Origin of the sequence: Nostoc sp. C057 (genome assembly GCF_013393925.1) — a bacterium.
GTDB classification, from domain to species: domain Bacteria; phylum Cyanobacteriota; class Cyanobacteriia; order Cyanobacteriales; family Nostocaceae; genus Nostoc; species Nostoc muscorum_A.
The window spans coordinates 55,917-73,878 of record NZ_CP040281.1; the positions used below are offsets into that span (position 1 = coordinate 55,917).

Annotated in this window: 9 protein-coding genes and 1 pseudogene; 7 read left to right on the forward strand and 3 right to left on the reverse strand. The window is 40.6% G+C overall.

Translation table 11 applies throughout. The features are described 5' to 3' along the window. Positions 1-52: 52 nt before the first annotated feature. Together FD724_RS00190 and FD724_RS40490 are read right to left on the reverse strand one after the other, a co-directional pair. Positions 53-5,461 carry a type I polyketide synthase gene (locus tag FD724_RS00190; protein ID WP_179071188.1) on the reverse strand — a complete coding sequence of 1,803 codons (5,409 nt, stop codon included), beginning with the start codon at positions 5,459-5,461 and terminating at the stop codon, positions 53-55. Positions 5,462-5,700: 239 nt separating this feature from the next. Continuing rightward, positions 5,701-5,960: pseudogene (locus tag FD724_RS40490) on the reverse strand (hypothetical protein). A 1,422-nt stretch (positions 5,961-7,382) separates the two neighbouring features. Between FD724_RS40490 and FD724_RS00195 the strand changes: the two are divergent. The 7 genes from FD724_RS00195 to FD724_RS00225 all read left to right on the forward strand — a co-directional run bounded on the left by FD724_RS00195 (position 7,383) and on the right by FD724_RS00225 (position 16,146). Next, positions 7,383-8,591: an ABC exporter membrane fusion protein gene (locus FD724_RS00195; RefSeq protein WP_114080268.1), complete on the forward strand. Its 1,209-nt coding sequence runs from the start codon at positions 7,383-7,385 to the stop codon at positions 8,589-8,591. Between the two features lie 74 nt (positions 8,592-8,665). Further along, the gene (gene devC / locus FD724_RS00200; protein ID WP_179075357.1) at positions 8,666-9,844 is read left to right on the forward strand and encodes an ABC transporter permease DevC; all 1,179 of its coding nucleotides are present in this window, start codon (positions 8,666-8,668) and stop codon (positions 9,842-9,844) included. 207 nt (positions 9,845-10,051) lie between these two features. Further along, a complete protein-coding gene (locus FD724_RS00205) occupies positions 10,052-11,056 on the forward strand; it encodes an NAD(P)-dependent oxidoreductase (RefSeq protein ID WP_179071189.1) in 1,005 nt (334 codons plus the stop codon). 213 nt (positions 11,057-11,269) lie between these two features. Continuing rightward, the gene (locus FD724_RS00210; RefSeq protein WP_179071190.1) at positions 11,270-12,253 is read left to right on the forward strand and encodes a glycosyltransferase family 2 protein; all 984 of its coding nucleotides are present in this window, start codon (positions 11,270-11,272) and stop codon (positions 12,251-12,253) included. Between the two features lie 76 nt (positions 12,254-12,329). Then, positions 12,330-12,797, forward strand: coding sequence for a DUF2141 domain-containing protein (locus tag FD724_RS00215; protein ID WP_179075358.1), 468 nt, complete (start codon positions 12,330-12,332; stop codon positions 12,795-12,797). 268 nt (positions 12,798-13,065) lie between these two features. Continuing rightward, entirely contained in the window at positions 13,066-14,325 is a 1,260-nt protein-coding gene (locus FD724_RS00220) for a glycosyltransferase family 2 protein (RefSeq protein ID WP_114080264.1), read from the forward strand. A 543-nt stretch (positions 14,326-14,868) separates the two neighbouring features. Further along, positions 14,869-16,146 (forward strand): glycosyltransferase, encoded by a 1,278-nt coding sequence (locus FD724_RS00225; protein WP_114080263.1) that lies wholly within the window; start codon positions 14,869-14,871, stop codon positions 16,144-16,146. 721 nt (positions 16,147-16,867) lie between these two features. Here the strand turns inward: FD724_RS00225 and FD724_RS40240 are convergent. Beyond that, positions 16,868-17,830 (reverse strand): IS110 family transposase, encoded by a 963-nt coding sequence (locus FD724_RS40240; protein WP_218651488.1) that lies wholly within the window; start codon positions 17,828-17,830, stop codon positions 16,868-16,870. Positions 17,831-17,962: the final 132 nt, after the last annotated feature.

Sequence of the window (17,962 nt, forward strand, 5' to 3'; positions counted from 1 at the left end):
CGGTTTTTTTTTAAACGAACCACAGAGACGCAGAGAGCGCAGAGAGAGGAGATTAATCGGCGATAATAGTGACTCGTCCTTGTGAGCCGTAGCCAACTTCACTTATATAAAGGTTGGGATCGTGAAGTTCGGCGATGATGTTTTGTACTGACTGTTTAGCGTCAAGTCTGGGGCTTAGGTCGATCGCACGAGTAAATACTTTTGGCCATTCCCATCTCAGGGTTTTGGTTAATCCAAATAAACCAGCGCCGATCGCACCGAAGTTGACTTTGTACTCTAAACCGAAGGCTCCATCAAGGTGAGCAACTGTGCAGAAACAACTACGTCCATGCTTTGCGGCTTCATTTAGAGAAGGTTTAAGGTGTTTCGCCATCAAAAATACGTGCTTGACGATCGCCTTTTCTGATTCGTTATAGGAAATACTTCCAGTATGATTTCCTACAAACATCGGATGTAGATGGACGAAAACCCCAATCGCTCCGCAGTGAGATGCGATCGCTTGCAATTGTTGTTGAAGATGTTCTTCACTCAAGTTTGCTAAGGTGACGCGGGTTACTCCTGTGGGTAAGGGCGCTTGTTGAGCGATGAGCGATTGGGGGAAGCTGATAACTACTACTTTCCAGCCTTTCTCAATTAAGGATTCAGCTAATTTATAAGTGGTGAGGGAACCATCATCGGTAATTAAACCGATGTGTCCCTCTGGTAACGTGAAATCCAAGTAATCGGGCTGTGGTAAGCTTCTGAGTTTGACCGGATGGCGCTGGATAGTATGCTCTAATTCCGGTGGTTGTTGGACAAACTCAGGTTCAGACTTTTTTTTTTCACCTCCAGCCAACTGCTGTAGGTAATCAACTATTTGACCGATGGTGCGGAGGTCTCCAAGTTCTTCGATATTTGGTTTGGGTAAGTTGGGGTACGTTTCTTGCATCGCCCCTAAGATTTCTACCCGTTTGATGGAGTCAATACCCAAGTCGGCTTCCATGTCCATGTCCAGTTCCAGCATCTCCACTGGATAGCCAGTTTTATCGCTGGTGATGGCTAACAGAGTTTCACCTAAGTTTGCAAATTCATCACTTGTTGCGGGAGTAGGTTCTGGTTCTGGGGTGAATGCGACAACTACGCTTACTTCCGGTGTAGTAACTACCTCAACTACTGGTGCAGTCTCTACTGCAATCTCCGTTGCTGGTTGTACTTCGTGAACTGCAATTTCTACCGAAACACCTTTGGAAGCGTGGGATTGCAGATACTCTACAACTTGACCGATGGTGCGTTTTTCTGACAGTTCTTCTAAATTGGGCTTGGGTAGGTTGGGGTACATTTCTTGTAGCGCCCCTAAAATTTCCACCCGTTTGATAGAGTCAATCCCTAAATCAGCCTCCATGTCCATGTCCATTTCCAGCATTTCGACTGGGTAACCGGTCTTATCGCTGGTGATGGCTAAGAGATTTTTATCCAAGTCAACAATATCGATAGTTGCGTTAGATACAGGTGCAGCAGTTGTGGGTGCTGGTTCTGCAACAACTTCCTTGACTGGAGGTGAGCTAATTTTGACTACAACTTCAGGTTGGGGTTCTACAACTGGGGCAGGTGGCGCGACTACAGGCTCTACTGTCTCGACAGTTGCGAAGTGCGGTGTGGGTAGTAGAGACGCGATCCCTGGGGATACAGGAGTTTCAACTACGGGTTCTACAGCAGCCGGCAGAGGTGCTTGGGTAACATTTAAGCCATTTTTAGCTACAGGCTCAGTTACAGACAAAGGCTGGCTTTCTACTATCTTGGTAGTGACGGGTACGGGTGCTTCTGTGATGAACGGAGTGAAATTGCTGAGTTTCTCTGTTAGTTGAGTTGCTCCCTCGCCTGAGATGATTTGAGAATATTCTTGCTGGATGAGTTGGAAAAAGCTCTTAGTATATTCCAACTGCTCTTGGAGATATTGTTCATGGATGCGTAGAGTTTCACCTTGTTGGGAATGAAACTGCATCATGCTACGCTCTAGGCTTTCCATGACAACTAGCTTCATTTTGGCAGTTTCGGCTGTTGATTTACTTTCGCTCAACAAAGAATTCTGCTGCTGCATCAGTTGGAAAAACGCTTTAGCGTATTCCATTTGATGGTTGAGATAAGTACCGTGAACTTGTAAATTCTCGGCTTGATTTTCCTGGAACTGTGTCAGGAGATATTCTAAACTTGCTAAAAGCTGTTCGTAATTTGTAAGTTTTTCTGGTGTTGGTTGCATCTTAGATTCCTGGACTGGTTGTGACAGGGTAACAGGATTCATCTGTTGCTCTGGCTGGGTGATGATACTAGCAGTCACACCGTTCATTGCTGGGGTAAGTTTTTTATGTCCGTTAGTCTCTATCACTGCTATAGGTGGAGTTACACCGGGGCTGCTAAACAAAGGAGCCACAGTTTCAGAAGATTCGGGGGTTGGTAATGTAACTTTATGCCCATCCTGCAAAGCTAGAGCGAAGGCATTTTTCGTTTTTTCGGATCTGTAGTTGATGCCGTTTAGACGTACATTTAATGTCTTCTTCGTCTCAATTGGGGGGATAGTTTGGGGAAGTTGGTAAGGATCGAGGTTATTCAAAGCCAATCCAATTACCCGCAACTGCACAACTGCTTCTCGCAAAGAGCGATCGCTATTCTTTTGAACGCTAGGGTTCAAAGATACGGTGATGTGTGGGCGATCGCCAAGAATCTCTTTCACCAAGTTGCTCAGAATTCTCCTCGGCCCAAATTCCACAAAGCAAGTACCACCCGCCGCATAGATATTTTCAATTTCCTGCTTAAACAGCACTGAGTTAGAAAGGTGCGTTTCCAGAATCTTTTGAATACCTTGGGCTTCCTTGGGATACTGCTTACTGGTGACGTTGCTGTAAACAGGGATTTTCGGACTTTGGAATTTGACAGACTTGGTAGCGATCGCAAATGATTTTTGAGCAAAGGCGATTAGCGGTGTATGGAACGCTGCTGATACAGGTAACAATACAGCTGTATATCCTTTCTCATGTAGAATATCTCTGACTTTCGCTATTTCTGCGGTCGGCCCAGCCAAGACAAATTGAGTGGGAGAATTTTGATTAGCGATCGCAACTTGCGGAAAATGTCTGATTACTGCTTCAACTTTGCTGATGTCTTCTTTGACAGCCAGCATACTTCCCGCATCATGATCTGGATCTTCGGGTGCAGCCATTGCTTGACCCCTAGCTTTCACTAAGAACAAGTAATCTTCGGTACTCAAAACTCCCGCAGCCCATAACGCTGTGAGTTCACCAAAGCTATGACCAGCAACAAAATCTGACTTAAATCCAGCTTGTTGCAGGATGCTGTACATCCCTGCACTCAACACCCCGATGGCTGGTTGAGCGTACTCTGTGCGTTGTAAGGCAGCAATTTGAACATTTTTTTCTGCCTCTCCAAACACAGGATGAGGAAAAACGATTTCTGACAACGGCTGCAAATTATCTTTGAGCAACAGGCTATCCATATAACCATGAAGACGGCGCATCAAAGGAAAATTCATCACCAGTTCGCGTCCCATCTCCAAGTATTGCGAACCTTGACCAGAAAATAGAGAGACAACTTTTCCGCCCAACTCCATACCAGAGGAACGGTAATAAATCCCTTGGGGATGCTCCCAAGATGCTGCTGAACCTTTGAGTTTCAGCCAGTCAATGCTAGTTTGCAGAAACTTGCAAGCTTCTTCCAGATTCTCAGCTACAAACCCAAATCGGGGAGCAGAGAGGGGAATCTGTTGTGATTTGCACTCATTGACTAATTGTGAATAGTGTGTAGGTGCATCTGGCGATCGCAACTTACCTAAAATCTCTTCCGATTTGCTCAACAATTGCTCTACTGTGGGAGCAAACAACAGCACTTCACTAGCATCACTGTGTAAGCGGTAAGCGTCGTTTTGGTCGGCTTCATATTCTTCCAAAACAACGTGATAGTTGGTTCCACCAAATCCAAAGGAACTGACACCCGCACGTCTTGGTGCTTCCCCTTCTGGACGAATCCAAGGTCTGGTTTGGGTATTCAAATAAAAGGATGAATTTTTAATGTTGAGCTTGGGGTTTGGCTCAGTGATGTTAATTGTCGGCGGTAATACTTTGTGATGTAAAGCCAAAGCAGTTTTAATCAAACTCGCCGCACCCGCAGCCGCTTTTGTGTGTCCGATTTGTGATTTCACACTACCCAAAGCGATATGCTGCTTTTTGTCATCATGTACATCAAAGAAGTCTTTTAAAGAACCGAATTCTGTCGGATCTCCAGCCATTGTGCCGGTGCCATGTGCTTCCATCAAACCAACGGTAGCGGGAGAGAAGCCGGCATCTTCATAAGCGCGTTCTAAGGCTTTGACTTGACCTTCTTTGCGAGGAGCATAAATGCTCTTGTAACGCCCATCGCTGGAAGTACCAATACCTTTAATTACGGCATATATTTTATCGTTCTCCCGTTCAGCATCTTCTAACCGTTTTAGGACAATCATCCCGATACCTTCACCCAGCATCATCCCATCAGATTTAGCATCGAAAGGTTTGACATTTTCGCTAGGAGAAACAGCCGGTGTTTTGCTGAACGAGATGTAAGCCATGATGGTGTTGTCGGTATCAACGCCACCAGTTAGCATCATGTCAGAACGATGCTCAACTAGTTCGCTAATTGCCATTTTTAAAGCACCAAAGGAACTAGCGCAAGCTGCATCAACTACACAATTCATCCCTCCAAAATTTAGGCGGTTGGCAATTCTACCCGCGACTACGTTAGCTAACATTCCAGGGAAAGCGTTCTCATCCCACTTCACATAAGCGCTTTTGATTTTATCAACGATTTTTTTGGTATCTTCATCAGATAAACCACTGCTTTTGAGAACTTTTTCCCAAATCGGATATTCCAATCTTGCAGAAAGTGGCATTCCTAATTGCTTGGCCATAGCCACGCCTAAGATTACACCAACAGTCTCGCGGCTAAACTCGCGTTTTTCACCATAACCTGCATCTTCCATCGCCTCTTTCGCAACTACTAAACTTAATAGTTGCGATACATCTGTGACTTCTAAAATGCTAGGTGGTATGCCGAATTCCATCGGGTTAAAATCTACCTCTGGAAGAAATCCACCTCTTTTACAGTAAGTTTTATCTTCAGTAGTTCTGGGATTTGGATCGTAATAATCTTCGACGCTCCAGTGAGTGGAGGGAACATCAGTAATACAGTCAATTTTGTTTACAATGTTTTGCCAATATTCTCGCAAATTTCTGGCTTGAGGCAATAGAGAAGCCATCCCAACAATGGCGATAGGATTGTGTTGTAATTGTCTGTTAATTTTGTTGATTGACACTGATTTATCTGATTTGTCTGATTTCATGTTTTTTTCCTCTATAGACCTCATCACAGCCTTTTCACAATTATTGATAAGGCTTTCTAACTCCGCTAAGGCAGTATCAATTGAATAAGCAGACATAGGGCATAGTTAGTACTGTGGATTGTGTAGTTACAGTAATTTCTGTTGCCTACTAATTAATGGAAAACTCTGGTTTTGTAAGCAGTTAGCTATCTTATTTTTGCTAAATGCTTATCTCCAAATCGACACCACACGATACATACTGCCGGGGTAAAGCCTTATGTTTCCAGGCGACTTTGGCATACTGCGTAGGCGTAGCCCGTCGTAGACATCGCGAAAAAATGTTATCCAACGTTAGACTATTGAAATTGTGGAAATAGGTCAATAACGTTGTTAAAACTGGTAAAATAGTCTTGGAGTGTAATAGCTGCTTGACCAGTGAATTTAATCCATTTGTAATGGTAGAGATTTTGAGTAATGGTATCCTACTGGAGTGATGGAAACTGAGGAGTAGCTAAGAGAACAGAAATGTTTTTTCACCCGAAAGCTTTTGATTATCTAGCCTAACCACAGCAACATAGCTGTTGTTAATGACAACGTTCTGTATCTCTAAAGTCATAGCCAATTTCAACGTTCGGGATAATGTATTTTATGCTATTTGAACTAGGAAAGTTGACAAGTTCGTTACACAAAAGACACCACCTTTAACCCGAATTTATGCAAGTTCAAAAAGTAATGAAACGAGCAGACGATGATGGAGAAGCAGTTATCTTTAGTTATTTTTAATTTCAAAATCTCAATTAAATAACTAGTTTGTCTAACCACTTTAAAGCATTGAATTAATAAAAACACTAACATACTTTACAGAAACTAAATCATTTCTTTAAAGTTATTTTATAAAGAAACATCCACAATTACTGATGTTAATTTGAATAAAAATCAGAACTTAAGTATAATTTGTGACTGTATAAATGTGTTAGAGATTTTGTTATCTACGGGTTATATAGAAGTTTTCTGTGAATTAAGTTAACAATGCAAATCTGTTGTCTACTAAGTAACAATTCAAGAAATACATAGATAAATTGGATGATCATAAGTATATTTTCTCAGAGAAACATCATAATTTAGTCAAAGTTTCTGGTTATTTTTCAATATAAGTCAAGTTAAGAAGTAAAGCGGTTATTTATAACGCAAATGTTAATTTTTACTATGTTGCTTGATAAACATAATCATGATTGCATTAGTTAAAAAGGCGGTTAGAAAACCAGAGCGAATGGGATGCCTACGCCACACTGTATGTAGCTTGCTTCACCGTAGGAGTATATGGCTACACAAACATTCCACCCTTTGCGTTCGCGCAGGGTAGACCACCCCTAATCAAAATTGGGTATTTAAAACCCACGAAGGTGGATAAAGTCTTGTATAGGTGCGGTTTCTAAGCACCCTTTAATTACTATGAGTAAAACTAATAATAATGTCTTATACTACACAACCCTGTTAACAAGAATCTGTTAGTAATATCAAATCTACTTAATCACTAACTATCTGTTGGTATTTAATTAGCAGACAAAAGATTAGTAATGAATACATTTTTTCAGCATTTAATCTTACCGTGAACAAATTTTTAGTGAGAAAATCAGGACTTATGCAAAGTTAATCGGTTGACAAAAATCAATTTCTACGCCATAGTTAATAACAAGTTTATCCAAGTTTTGATTTCATTTTTATTAGCGCTTACTTGTTCTTGAGAGTTAAGTTTTCTGGTTAGCGCTATTGTATTTTAAGCTACTGGATTAGATGTCAAATTAGGATATAACTTAGGAAGCTTTGAAGTAACACCACCATTAATTTTCACGCCACAATAGTAATTTTGGGCTGTAAAAGCGTACAACAATTCATATAAAACCACTTTAGATACATCCACTTGATTAAGGTAGAAACCTTAGAGGAAAAGCTCTCTAAGTAATTTGTGGATGAGTCTATTCTAATGGACTAAATATAACCAGGCTATCCCCTAAAAAAGCAGAATTGGAATGAAAAGATGGCAGTAAATAAAGAAAACCGATTATTTACAAAACCCGTAGGTAGATCGCAATTAATTTTAGCAGCTTCTCTAACTTTAGCAGCCGGATTAATAGCTTTTTATAGTTTGGTACCATTTTGGTCTAAACCTAAAGTTGTGACACCAGCAGCGAATCCGCCAAAGGCTGCCACGCCTGTAAAAGTTGCTGTAACTGCTTTGGGACGTTTGGAGCCAGAAGGCGAAGTTACTTCTTTGACTGCTCCTGCTTCTAATAATGGGGTGAGAGTAGATAGACTGTTGGTGAAAGAAGGAGAGACGGTTAAAGCAGGGCAATTATTAGCCTATCTAGAAAACTATGGTCGTTCTAGAACCGCATTGCAACAGGCTTTAGACCAACTGCAAGTTGCCAAAGCGAAACTAGCGCAGGTTAAATCTGGAGCGAAAACCGGAGATATCGATGCTCAAAAGGCAGCGATCGCACGTTTAGAGCCACAATACAAAGGGGATGTTGCTACTCAAGAGGCGACAATCGCCCGCATCCAGGCTGAGGTAGATAATGCTCAAGCTGAGAACAATCGCTATCAGCAATTATATAAACAAGGTGCGATCGCTGCTTCTGTAGCAGATACCAAAGCTTTGCAACTCAAGACTACACAGCAGCAGCTATCAGAAGCCCAAGCCACCCTCAAGCGCACTCAAGACACATTCCAAGAACAGAAAAAGCAAGCACAAGCACAACTCACCAGTATTAGCGAAGTGCGTAGTGTAGATGTTCAAGTCGCGCAAACCGAAGTCAACAGTGCCACAACTTCTGTTCAACAAGCAAAAGCCGACTTGGATTTAAGTTACATCAAATCTCCCATAAATGGCAAAATTTTAAAAATTCACGCCAAAACCGGAGAAGTTATCAGCACCAGTAGAGGATTTGCGGAGATAGGTAAAACATCTCAAATGTATGTGATTGCAGAGGTGTATCAAACCGATGTTCAAAAAGTGCGTGTAGGACAAAAAGCCACAATTACCAGCACTGCATTTACTGGAACAATAAAAGGAACTGTAAAAGAGATTGGTTGGCAAGTTGACAAGCAAAACATCTTCAGCATCAACCCTGGCTCAGATACAGACCGCAGAATAATTGAAGTGAAAATCTCCATCGATAATCCCGCAGATAGTGAAAAGGTCGCTCGTTTAACTAACTTACAAGTGGATGTCGCCATTCATATTTAGTCATAGGGCATAGGTCATTCACAAATGACAAATGACCAATGACAAATGACCAATGACAAATGACAAATAAATCCATGAATTTCAAAATTCCTTTAGGATGGCTACAGCTAGCACAGCAAAAAGTTCGTTTACTAGTAGCTGTAGCCGGGATTGGTTTTATTGTGCTGCTAATGTTTGTGCAACTTGGTTTTCAAGATGCTCTTTATTCCAGTGCAACTGCTGTGCATCAAAATCTCAAAGGAGATTTATTTTTAGTGAGTTCGCAATATAAATCTTTGACCTCAAATCAAAGTTTTTCACGGACTCGTTTGTACCAATCCCTGGGGTTTGATGGCGTAGAGTCAGTTAGCCCCATGTATTTGCAATTTGCCAAACTAAAAAATCCGGCTACTAGTGAGAAATATTCAATATATGTTATTGGTTTCGATCCAGGTAGACCGGTAATGAATCTCCCAGAAGTTGAGAAAAATTTAGATAAACTCAAAATTCCTGATGTTGTGCTTTTTGATCGGGGTTCTCGCCCAGAATTTGGCCCAATAGCTGAAAAATTTAATGCGGGAGAAACTGCACAGACAATTGAAATATTTCCCTACAGTTCATTGATTGGCTATAGAGTGAGAATTGGCGGCTTATTCACATTAGGCCCTTCCTTTGGGGTAGACGGAAATTTACTTGTTAGTGACTCAACTTTTTTGAGGATAAATCCCAATACTCGTCCGGCAGATATGATAGATATCGGTTTGATTTCACTCAAACCTGGTGCTAATGCCGAAAAAGTACTGAAAAATTTACAGGCAAATTTGCCTAGTGATGTCCAAGTTTTTACCCGTCAAGGCTTCATTGATTTTGAAAAAAACTATTGGGCTGTTAGAACACCCATTGGTTTCATTCTTAACTTAATGTTGACAATGGCTGCGGTTGTTGGTGTGGTTATTGTTTATCAAATTCTTTACAGCAATATTGCAACTCAGTTCGTTGCTTACGCCACTTTGAAAGCCATAGGTTATGCCAATAGCTATTTGTTGAATGTGGTATTTCAGCAAGCTTTAATTTTGGCAATCTTAGGTTATATTCCAGGATTCATTACTTCTGTCTTGTTATATAGTTTTGCCGCAGAATCAACTAAACTACCAATAGTTATGACCACTAATAATGCAGTGATTGTCTTAACTTCAACAGTTTTAATGTGTATAACATCAGGAGCGCTTGCTATCAACAAACTCCGCTCCGCAGATCCGGGAGATATTTTCTAGCTATTCGTTGCATCAAAATAATCAAATTTTTTGCCATGATATAGACTAATAACTAAGCGTTGGTTCAGGCTCTCCACAGAAAAATTCTTCTTTATACCAATTTTAGATTTTAGATTAAAAGTCTTTAGCTGAATTTAAATTTGGTATAAAATTTCAGCTTTTTATCTAACAAGTCAAGTTCACCTATTTAACAATAATTCCGATTTTATGAACCTCAAAGATAAAACCCTGCTAATTACCGGGATTGATGAATTTGTCGGTTTGCGTACAGCCGAGTTAGCCATCGCACAAGGAATGAAGGTTCGTGGACTTAAAAGTTCTACAGAACAAAACAAACAATTACAAAATTTAGATGTTGAGATAATTATTGGTAGTATCACAGATTCTACTATTGCTCAAAAGGCTTGTCAGGGAGTAGATATCGTTTTACATACAGATCAACTTGCCGAAGAAGCTGGCGCAATTAAGAATTTTCGTGATGTCAATGTTGGCGGTACTGTAAACATGGCTAAAGCCGCTAAACAGGCTGGTGTTAAAACATTTGTGCATCTTTCTAGTGTAATGGTTTACGGTTTCAACTATCCTAATAGTGTTACAGAATCCGGGCCACTTTCTGGCGAAAATAATCCTTACTGTGAAACAAAAATAGAAGCGGAAACAGCAGTTTTAGAACTTAATAATCCTCCAGATTTTGGCATCATCGTTATTCGAGCCGGAGATGTTTACGGCCCAGGAAGTATTCCCTGGATAGTCAGACCGGTTCTGATGATGCGTCAAAAATTATTTGCCTGTGCTAACGATGGCAAAGGAGTTATTAATCATGTATACATAGATAATCTGATTGATGGCATCTTTCTAGCGATAGAAAAAGAAACCTACGGTGAAATATTTAATATCACCGACGGACAAGAAACTTCGTGGAAAGAGTATTTTATGCGTTTAGCAGCAATGGAAGGTTTATCAGCACCCCTTTCATTACCGAAAGATGAAATCAAGTTGTTTCTAAAACTACGTGTTCAAGGACAAAAACTCTTTCGAAAAAAAGTTGATATCCTACCAGAGTCTATAGATTTTATGACTCGTCCTTATGCTTGTTCTATTGTCAAAGCACAAAGCCTGTTAAATTATAAACCAACAATTGACCTAGAAGAAGGAATGCAGCGAACACATGAATGGCTGCAAAAAACAGATATTCAAAGCTTGATTAAATAGTCAACAGATTTTAAGAATTCAGGAGTCATAATTCAGGATGATTATAAAATCAATAGGCTATAGCACGGTTAATTGATTTTATTCAGCTTAAAGTATCAAATTATTCTGGATTCTGACTTCTGGCTTCTGAATTCTCAATGCCTACGTTGCATCTGCCTAACAATTATCTGCAATTGAGCATAAAATAATCCACAGATTTTCCGAATACTTGTTATGAGTAGCAATCAGCCACGATTGAGCATCGGATTACCTGTATACAATGGCGAAAAATTTATCAAAGAAGCCATAGATTCACTCTTGGCTCAGACTTTTGAAGATTTTGAGCTAATTATTTCAGATAATGCATCTACAGATAAAACTGAGGAAATTTGTAGAGCTTATGCCGACAAAGACCAACGTATCTGTTACTACCGCAATGACAAGAATATCGGTTGCGCTCGTAACTTCAATCGCGTCTTTAAATTGTCTTCGGGTGAATACTTTAAATGGGCAGCTTATGATGATCTACATGCTCCAGATTTTATCAAGAAGTGTGTTGAGGTCCTTGACCAAGACCCTAGCATAATCTTGTGTCATTCCCAAACATATTTCATTGATGAACAGGGAAATTTCCTCCAAAACTACGATATCAAACTCAAGGCAGATGCCCTAAAACCACACGAGCGTTTTCATGAATTGCTGACCAAGCATTTATGTTATCAATGTTACGGTGTAATTCGTGCCAGTGCCCTAAGAATGATACCGTCTATGGGTGGTTATGGTAATGCAGATGGAATTCTCTTGTTAAGGCTTGGTATTCTTGGCAGGTTTTATGAAATCCCTGAATACCTGTTTTTTGCCAGAAGCCATCCGCAACAATCAATGAGTATGTATTTCCCTAATTATTTGTTGTTTGCTAACAACACTAAAAAAACCTCATTGAGTATGCTACCTGATTTCTATGCTTATGCAGTGTGGTTTGATTCAGAAAAGAAAGGACAAATTTTATTGCCACATTGGAGAATAATCTGGGAGTATCTACTCTCTATATGGCGTAGTCCCCTGAGTTTTAATGAGCAGCTTTGTTGTTATAGAAGCCTACATCAGCAGTTAAAAGGGGCAGAATATCTTTTGCTGAAAGATTTACTAAGAGTGCTGCAAGTGCTTTGGAAAGGCCGGCAACCAGCAGCAATTGGAAAACATCAAGTCATACATTGAACAAATCAGTTCAGAAAAAGCTGGAAAATATAGCTTTTTCTCAGATCCAAAATTACCTATCTTTCACTACAAAATTATGCTGAAACTATCTCATTTATCTCATGTTTTACTTGCTACTTTAGTGAGCCTTAGCTTTGCTAAAACAGTAAATGCAGAATCAACTGCAACACTTAGTGTTGTGGTAAATGGCATACAACACAAAAAAGGTGAGATTTGCTTCCGAGTTTATGCAACTGAACAAGGATTTCCAATGAGCAATTCTAAGGGATCTCAAAGTGGCTGCGCTAAGATTACTGGCAATTCTGTTAAAAAAGATTTCTCCGGTTTGAAGCCTGGAACTTATGCTGTCGCCGTTGTTGACGATCAAAATGGCGATCATAAACTCAACAAAGACTTTTTTGGTATTCCCACAGAAGGTTTTGGAATTTCTAAAAACCCAACTGTGTCAATACAAACAGGTACACCAAAGTTTCGTGATGCCAGTTTTGTTGTAAATAAAAATACAACAGTCAACATTATCATGAAATATTCGCTGGATTCATAAAGGTCATAGAGGAGAGGTTACAGGGTACACCCGGATTTCTCACGCATAGTGTAGGCAGAGGGAGAAGAGGAGTGTGGGGAGTGTGGGGGGTAAGACTTCTTCCCCATCCTCCCACACTTCCCACACCCCTTGGATTTCTCACAAGTGAGAAATCCAGGTACAGACTATTCCCTGTCACCTCTCCCCTAATTACCAATTATTCAGGATTACGGTTTAGATCACACCTACATATAAACAAGCCGATATTCTACCGGAGACTAAAAATTTAATGGAAGATTTGGCAATATTTCTGTCTAAGTCTTTGACGGGTTGGCTGGTTATTCAGGTGTGTTTAACGCTTGTTTTTATATGGTATCTGCGCTCATCTAAAAAAAACTTATTACCAGATGATCAGTTACCCAAAACAGCAGTGATTCTTTGCTTACGCGGAGCCGATCCGTTTTTGCCTAGATGTTTGCGATCGCTCCTGAACCAAAACTATCCACACTATGATTTAAAATTGATCGTTGATAGTCACGAAGACCCCGCTTGGAAAATTGCCAGTGAAAGCATCACAGAGCAAGAAGCGACCAACGTTCAAATTAGCCCTTTGAGAATAGTACGCAACAATTGTAGTCTCAAATGTAGTTCCTTAGTCCAAGCTGTCCGTGAGTTGGATGATTCCTACAAGGTGGTTGCCTTAGTAGATGCTGATACCATAGTCCATGTCAATTGGCTGCGAGAATTAGTCAGTCCTTTAGGTGATGCCAAAATAGGTGCGACAACAGGTAATCGTTGGTACGTCCCTACAGGTAGGTATTGGGGATCTTTAGTGCGGTACATCGGCAATGTATCCACAGTTGTGCAAATGTTTATCTTTCAGATTCCTTGGGGTGGAAGTTTGGCTGTAAAAACAGAAGTACTTCGCCAAACAGAACTGCTAGATAAGTGGGGACAAGCTTTAGGCGAGGATTTTATGATGCACGACATCCTCAAAAAACATGGGTTTCAGGTAAAGTTTGTGCCTTCGCTGCTAATTGTCAATCGTGAAGAGACTGATTTATCCAACTTAATCGACTATCTTAAGCGCCTGATACTTTATTCTCGACTCTATCACCCACGTTGGCTAGCTTTAGTTAGTGAAGCTGTTTCTAGCATTTTGTTTCCTACTGCACTGATCATCTTAGTTCTAGAGTCCTTCTTACAGGCAAAATGGGCAGCTGCGGCTCTCTTGTTAGGCTGCTATAGTGTCTATACTGTCGGATTACTCTTGATAATGCTCGTGTTGGAATTAGAGATACAGCGAGTGGTTCGCTCTAATGACCAGGCGATCGCAAAATTATCGGGTGCTACAATCATCAAAATGTTGATTGGAATTCCCCTAACACAGTGGGTTTATGGGCTAGCAATGCTATCATCCATTTGGATCTCAACAGTCACCTGGCGCGGTGTCTCCTATCGGGTTCAAGGGCCTTGGAATGTCCGGCTAGTGGAATATCGCCCTTATCAATGGTTAGATCAGCCTATTGATGGCAAGGTTTCTCTTTGAATTAAATCGCTAAATATGAACTAGGGCATGAAAGTTATTACACTAAACATTCCCTAGTCTTCAAATTATATTATCTTATATTTAGTAGAACTATATTAGCTATAACCCTTGTCAGAATACACGCTTATTCTTGTTAATTATCAAAATGTATTTGCATAAATGACAAGGGTTTAGACAAATATATTAAGGGGAATTTGGACTTAGTATTTTGGATGTTTTGATAGTTTCAACCTAGGTTTATATATAGGTTGCAGTTGAGTCTAACATAGACCTAACCCCCAACCCCTTCCCTATAAGGGAAAGGGAGTAAGCCTCAAAACCTGAGAGGTTTGGAGAAAGGTCAGAGTCTATTGCACACAAACGAGAAGCACTATAAACATCCATTTCACAATCGACAACTTCGGCTATTTGAAAATGCGTAAATCCTTAGTCTAATCGTATTAGTGGGAATTTCTGAGCTAGAAAATCAGAATGTTCATGAAACATAAGCTGCGTAAATCCTAAATTGAAAACCAGCATTTTCGTGAAAGATTCCCCTTTATTATGACTAAGCAAAAACTTCGCATTGCACTATTTACAGGATTGTACGCTCCTTTCTTGACTGGTGTTTCTGTCGCTGTTCACCAACGAGTTCGTTGGTTGCTAGAGCAAGGACATGAGGTTTTTTTAGTTCATCCGCAAATTAGCGATCGCTACCCCAAAAATGTTGGCGATCGCCCCATGCCAGGTTTAGAGGAAATTCAGTCTTTTCCAAATTTCTCTGCTTACGCATTTCCCACAGAACCTCTTTTATTCTATAAGTCTCTTCCTCAACCGCTAAATTATCGGCATTGGAGTGATACCAAGTTGCTGGAGAAATTTAAGCCTGATATTATCTTGGTTGAAGAAGCCGCGCAAATGAGAGGTTTATACTCATTTTTCTTGCAAGGTTATGGTCGTCCAATTGGTGTTGAATACGCAAAACGAACAGGCACACCAATAATTTCACTTTTCCATACTGATATCGTTGCGTATATCAAATATTATTTTGGAGATAAATTCTTTAACTTTGTTCGTCCGATTGTTCCCGTTTTAGTCAAGCAATTTAGTGAGTCTTATGACTTCAATTACTTTTCTTCTAAAGAACAACTCACTAAATACGAAGAATTGAAATGCCAACGCGCTGAATATGTCCCTTATCAAGGCATCGATTGCGAGAAATTTCATCCGCGCAATATTTGTTACAATCCCATTCCTAACGATAACCGACCAACTCTTTTGTTTGTCGGACGCATCACCCCGGAAAAGAATGTCAACCAACTACTTGATATCTTTCCAGTCATAGCTGCCAAAATTCCTGATGTTCATCTGGTGATTGTTGGTAGTGGCCCGATGGATGAAGAGATTCGTCAGCGTGCCGAAAAATTTGGATCGGGTATTACTATATGGGGCGAATCCCATGGTACAGAACTTTTAGGCTGGTTTGCGAGAGCGGATGTTTTTGTCAACCCCTCTGTCACTGAAAACTTCTGCACTACAAATAACGAAGCCCTAGCATCTGGAACCCCTTTAGTTGCTGTTTTTGCACCCTCAACATCAGAACAGGTGTTTCCTGGTCGGAACGGCTTTCTTGCCCAACCCAACAACCCCACAGACTTTGCTCAAAAGGTGATTACGATTCTAGAAAATCCCGATTTGAAGGCAGATATGACTCGGCACGCTCGCCCTTCCATACTTGAATTTGATTGGTCGGCATGTATGCAAAAACTTGAAGACAAACTTTACCAAATCGTCGAAGGATCTCAGAAGGTGAAGGTAGGTACTGGGATTATAAGACGTTAAATAAATGAGTAATGAGTAATGAGTAATGAGTAATGGGTATTACTCATTACTCATTACTTCAAAATTAAAGACAGTTGGAGTCGGGGATTTAAACCCCAACTCAACTGATACTACGTGTAATGGTTGGGGTCTTAAACCCTTGAATTTACGATAACTATTACAAACACGATCGCTAGTATATACATGACTAGCGATCGCTAATTGTTGCGTGCGTTTGATCTCCTAGCCCTTTCAAGGTGGATAATATTGATCAACAAATCCCTTTTTAACCTCTTACCTCTGTGTTCTCTGCGCCTCTGCGGTTTAAAAGTAATTTTTTTAACTGGAAGTGCCTAACCACTCCAGACGCATAGAACACAGAGAAAAAAAAGGCTTTTCTAAATCGCCAAAATCTTAACTAAACCTCGTCTACCTTGAGAACCGTAGTTTTGTAGCGACTGTCTTAAAAGTCAAGCGAACGTTAACAAAAAACCGGGACTCTTAACATTGACGCAACTGGGGAACGCAGCGCTAGATTCTGCGGTGGCTGGTACGGGCAAAAAGACTTGTGGCTCTTGGTTAAGATGGTAGCAGCCCGCACCAGCCACTCCGCTTCGCCGCAGAATCTTCCCCAGTTGCTGGATTTCCCGTGGAGATAAAAAAGAGCATAAAAAGTTGACCCAAATGCCGCAATGGGATCATCGGGGGGACTATTCCAAAGTATAAAAACGTTGAGTTGTGATTAAGCGTTGGCAATGGGTTGTAAGTTGTCAGTTACACGCCAAGGCAAATTATCTCGAACCATTGCATTTAGAATGACTAACATTTTATGAACGCAAGCAGTGAGAGCTAATTTTTTCGATTTACCACGTTCGACGAGGCGCTCATAAAAGGCCTTTATAACCGGATTATGACGCATAGCAACAACAGCACCCATATAAAGAATGGCACGAACATGAGCGCGACCGCCATTAATCATGCGCTTACCTTTGTGTTGACCACTATCATGATTAATTGGTGCAACACCAACTAAGCGAGAAATTTGTTTGGCAGTGAGTTGACCCAGTTCTGGTAAATCCGAAACCAGAGTTGTCGAAATTACTTGACCAATACCAGGAGTACTTTTAAGTAAATTAACTTTATCAATCCATTGAAGATTGTTTTGCGTCAATTCGGCAATTTTTTGATTGAGTTGTTTGAGGTGTTCTTCCAGGTATTCAATATGAGCCTCAATATCTGCCAAGGCTTGACCACGAGTGCGTGAGCGGCGATTCTTTTCGGCTGTCTGCATCTCCACTAATTGTCGTCTGCGACTAATTAATTCCGATAATTGACGCGCCATTTCGGATTGAATGGCTAAAACTTGGGGTTTCATCGCTTCGCCAAAATGTGCCAATATTTGTGCATCAATGGCATCAGTTTTGGCCAGCTTACCCGTAGCTTTCGCAAAATCTCGTCCTTGACGGGGATTAATTAATGCTACTGGTAAAAGTGCAGCTTGCAATTGGATTACTAGTTCAGTTTCTAATCCTCCGGTTGCTTCTAGTACAATCAGATTTAAACTATAGGATAAGAGTAGCTCCACTAGATTTGATATTTCTGATTCTGTATTTGCCACAATCATAGCTTTACCCAGAGGACGGATATAAACATCTAATGTGGCTTTACTCACATCAATACCTACCCATTGAGCAATATTTTCCATATTTCACTCTCACGGATTGTGTTTGTTATAGTTGATTCTTATCCCCTTGATTACACTCATCCTTGCACGATACGGACTGTATAATCTAAACATCAGTATTTAAATTTTTGCCCCTGGCGACTGTTCGAGTTC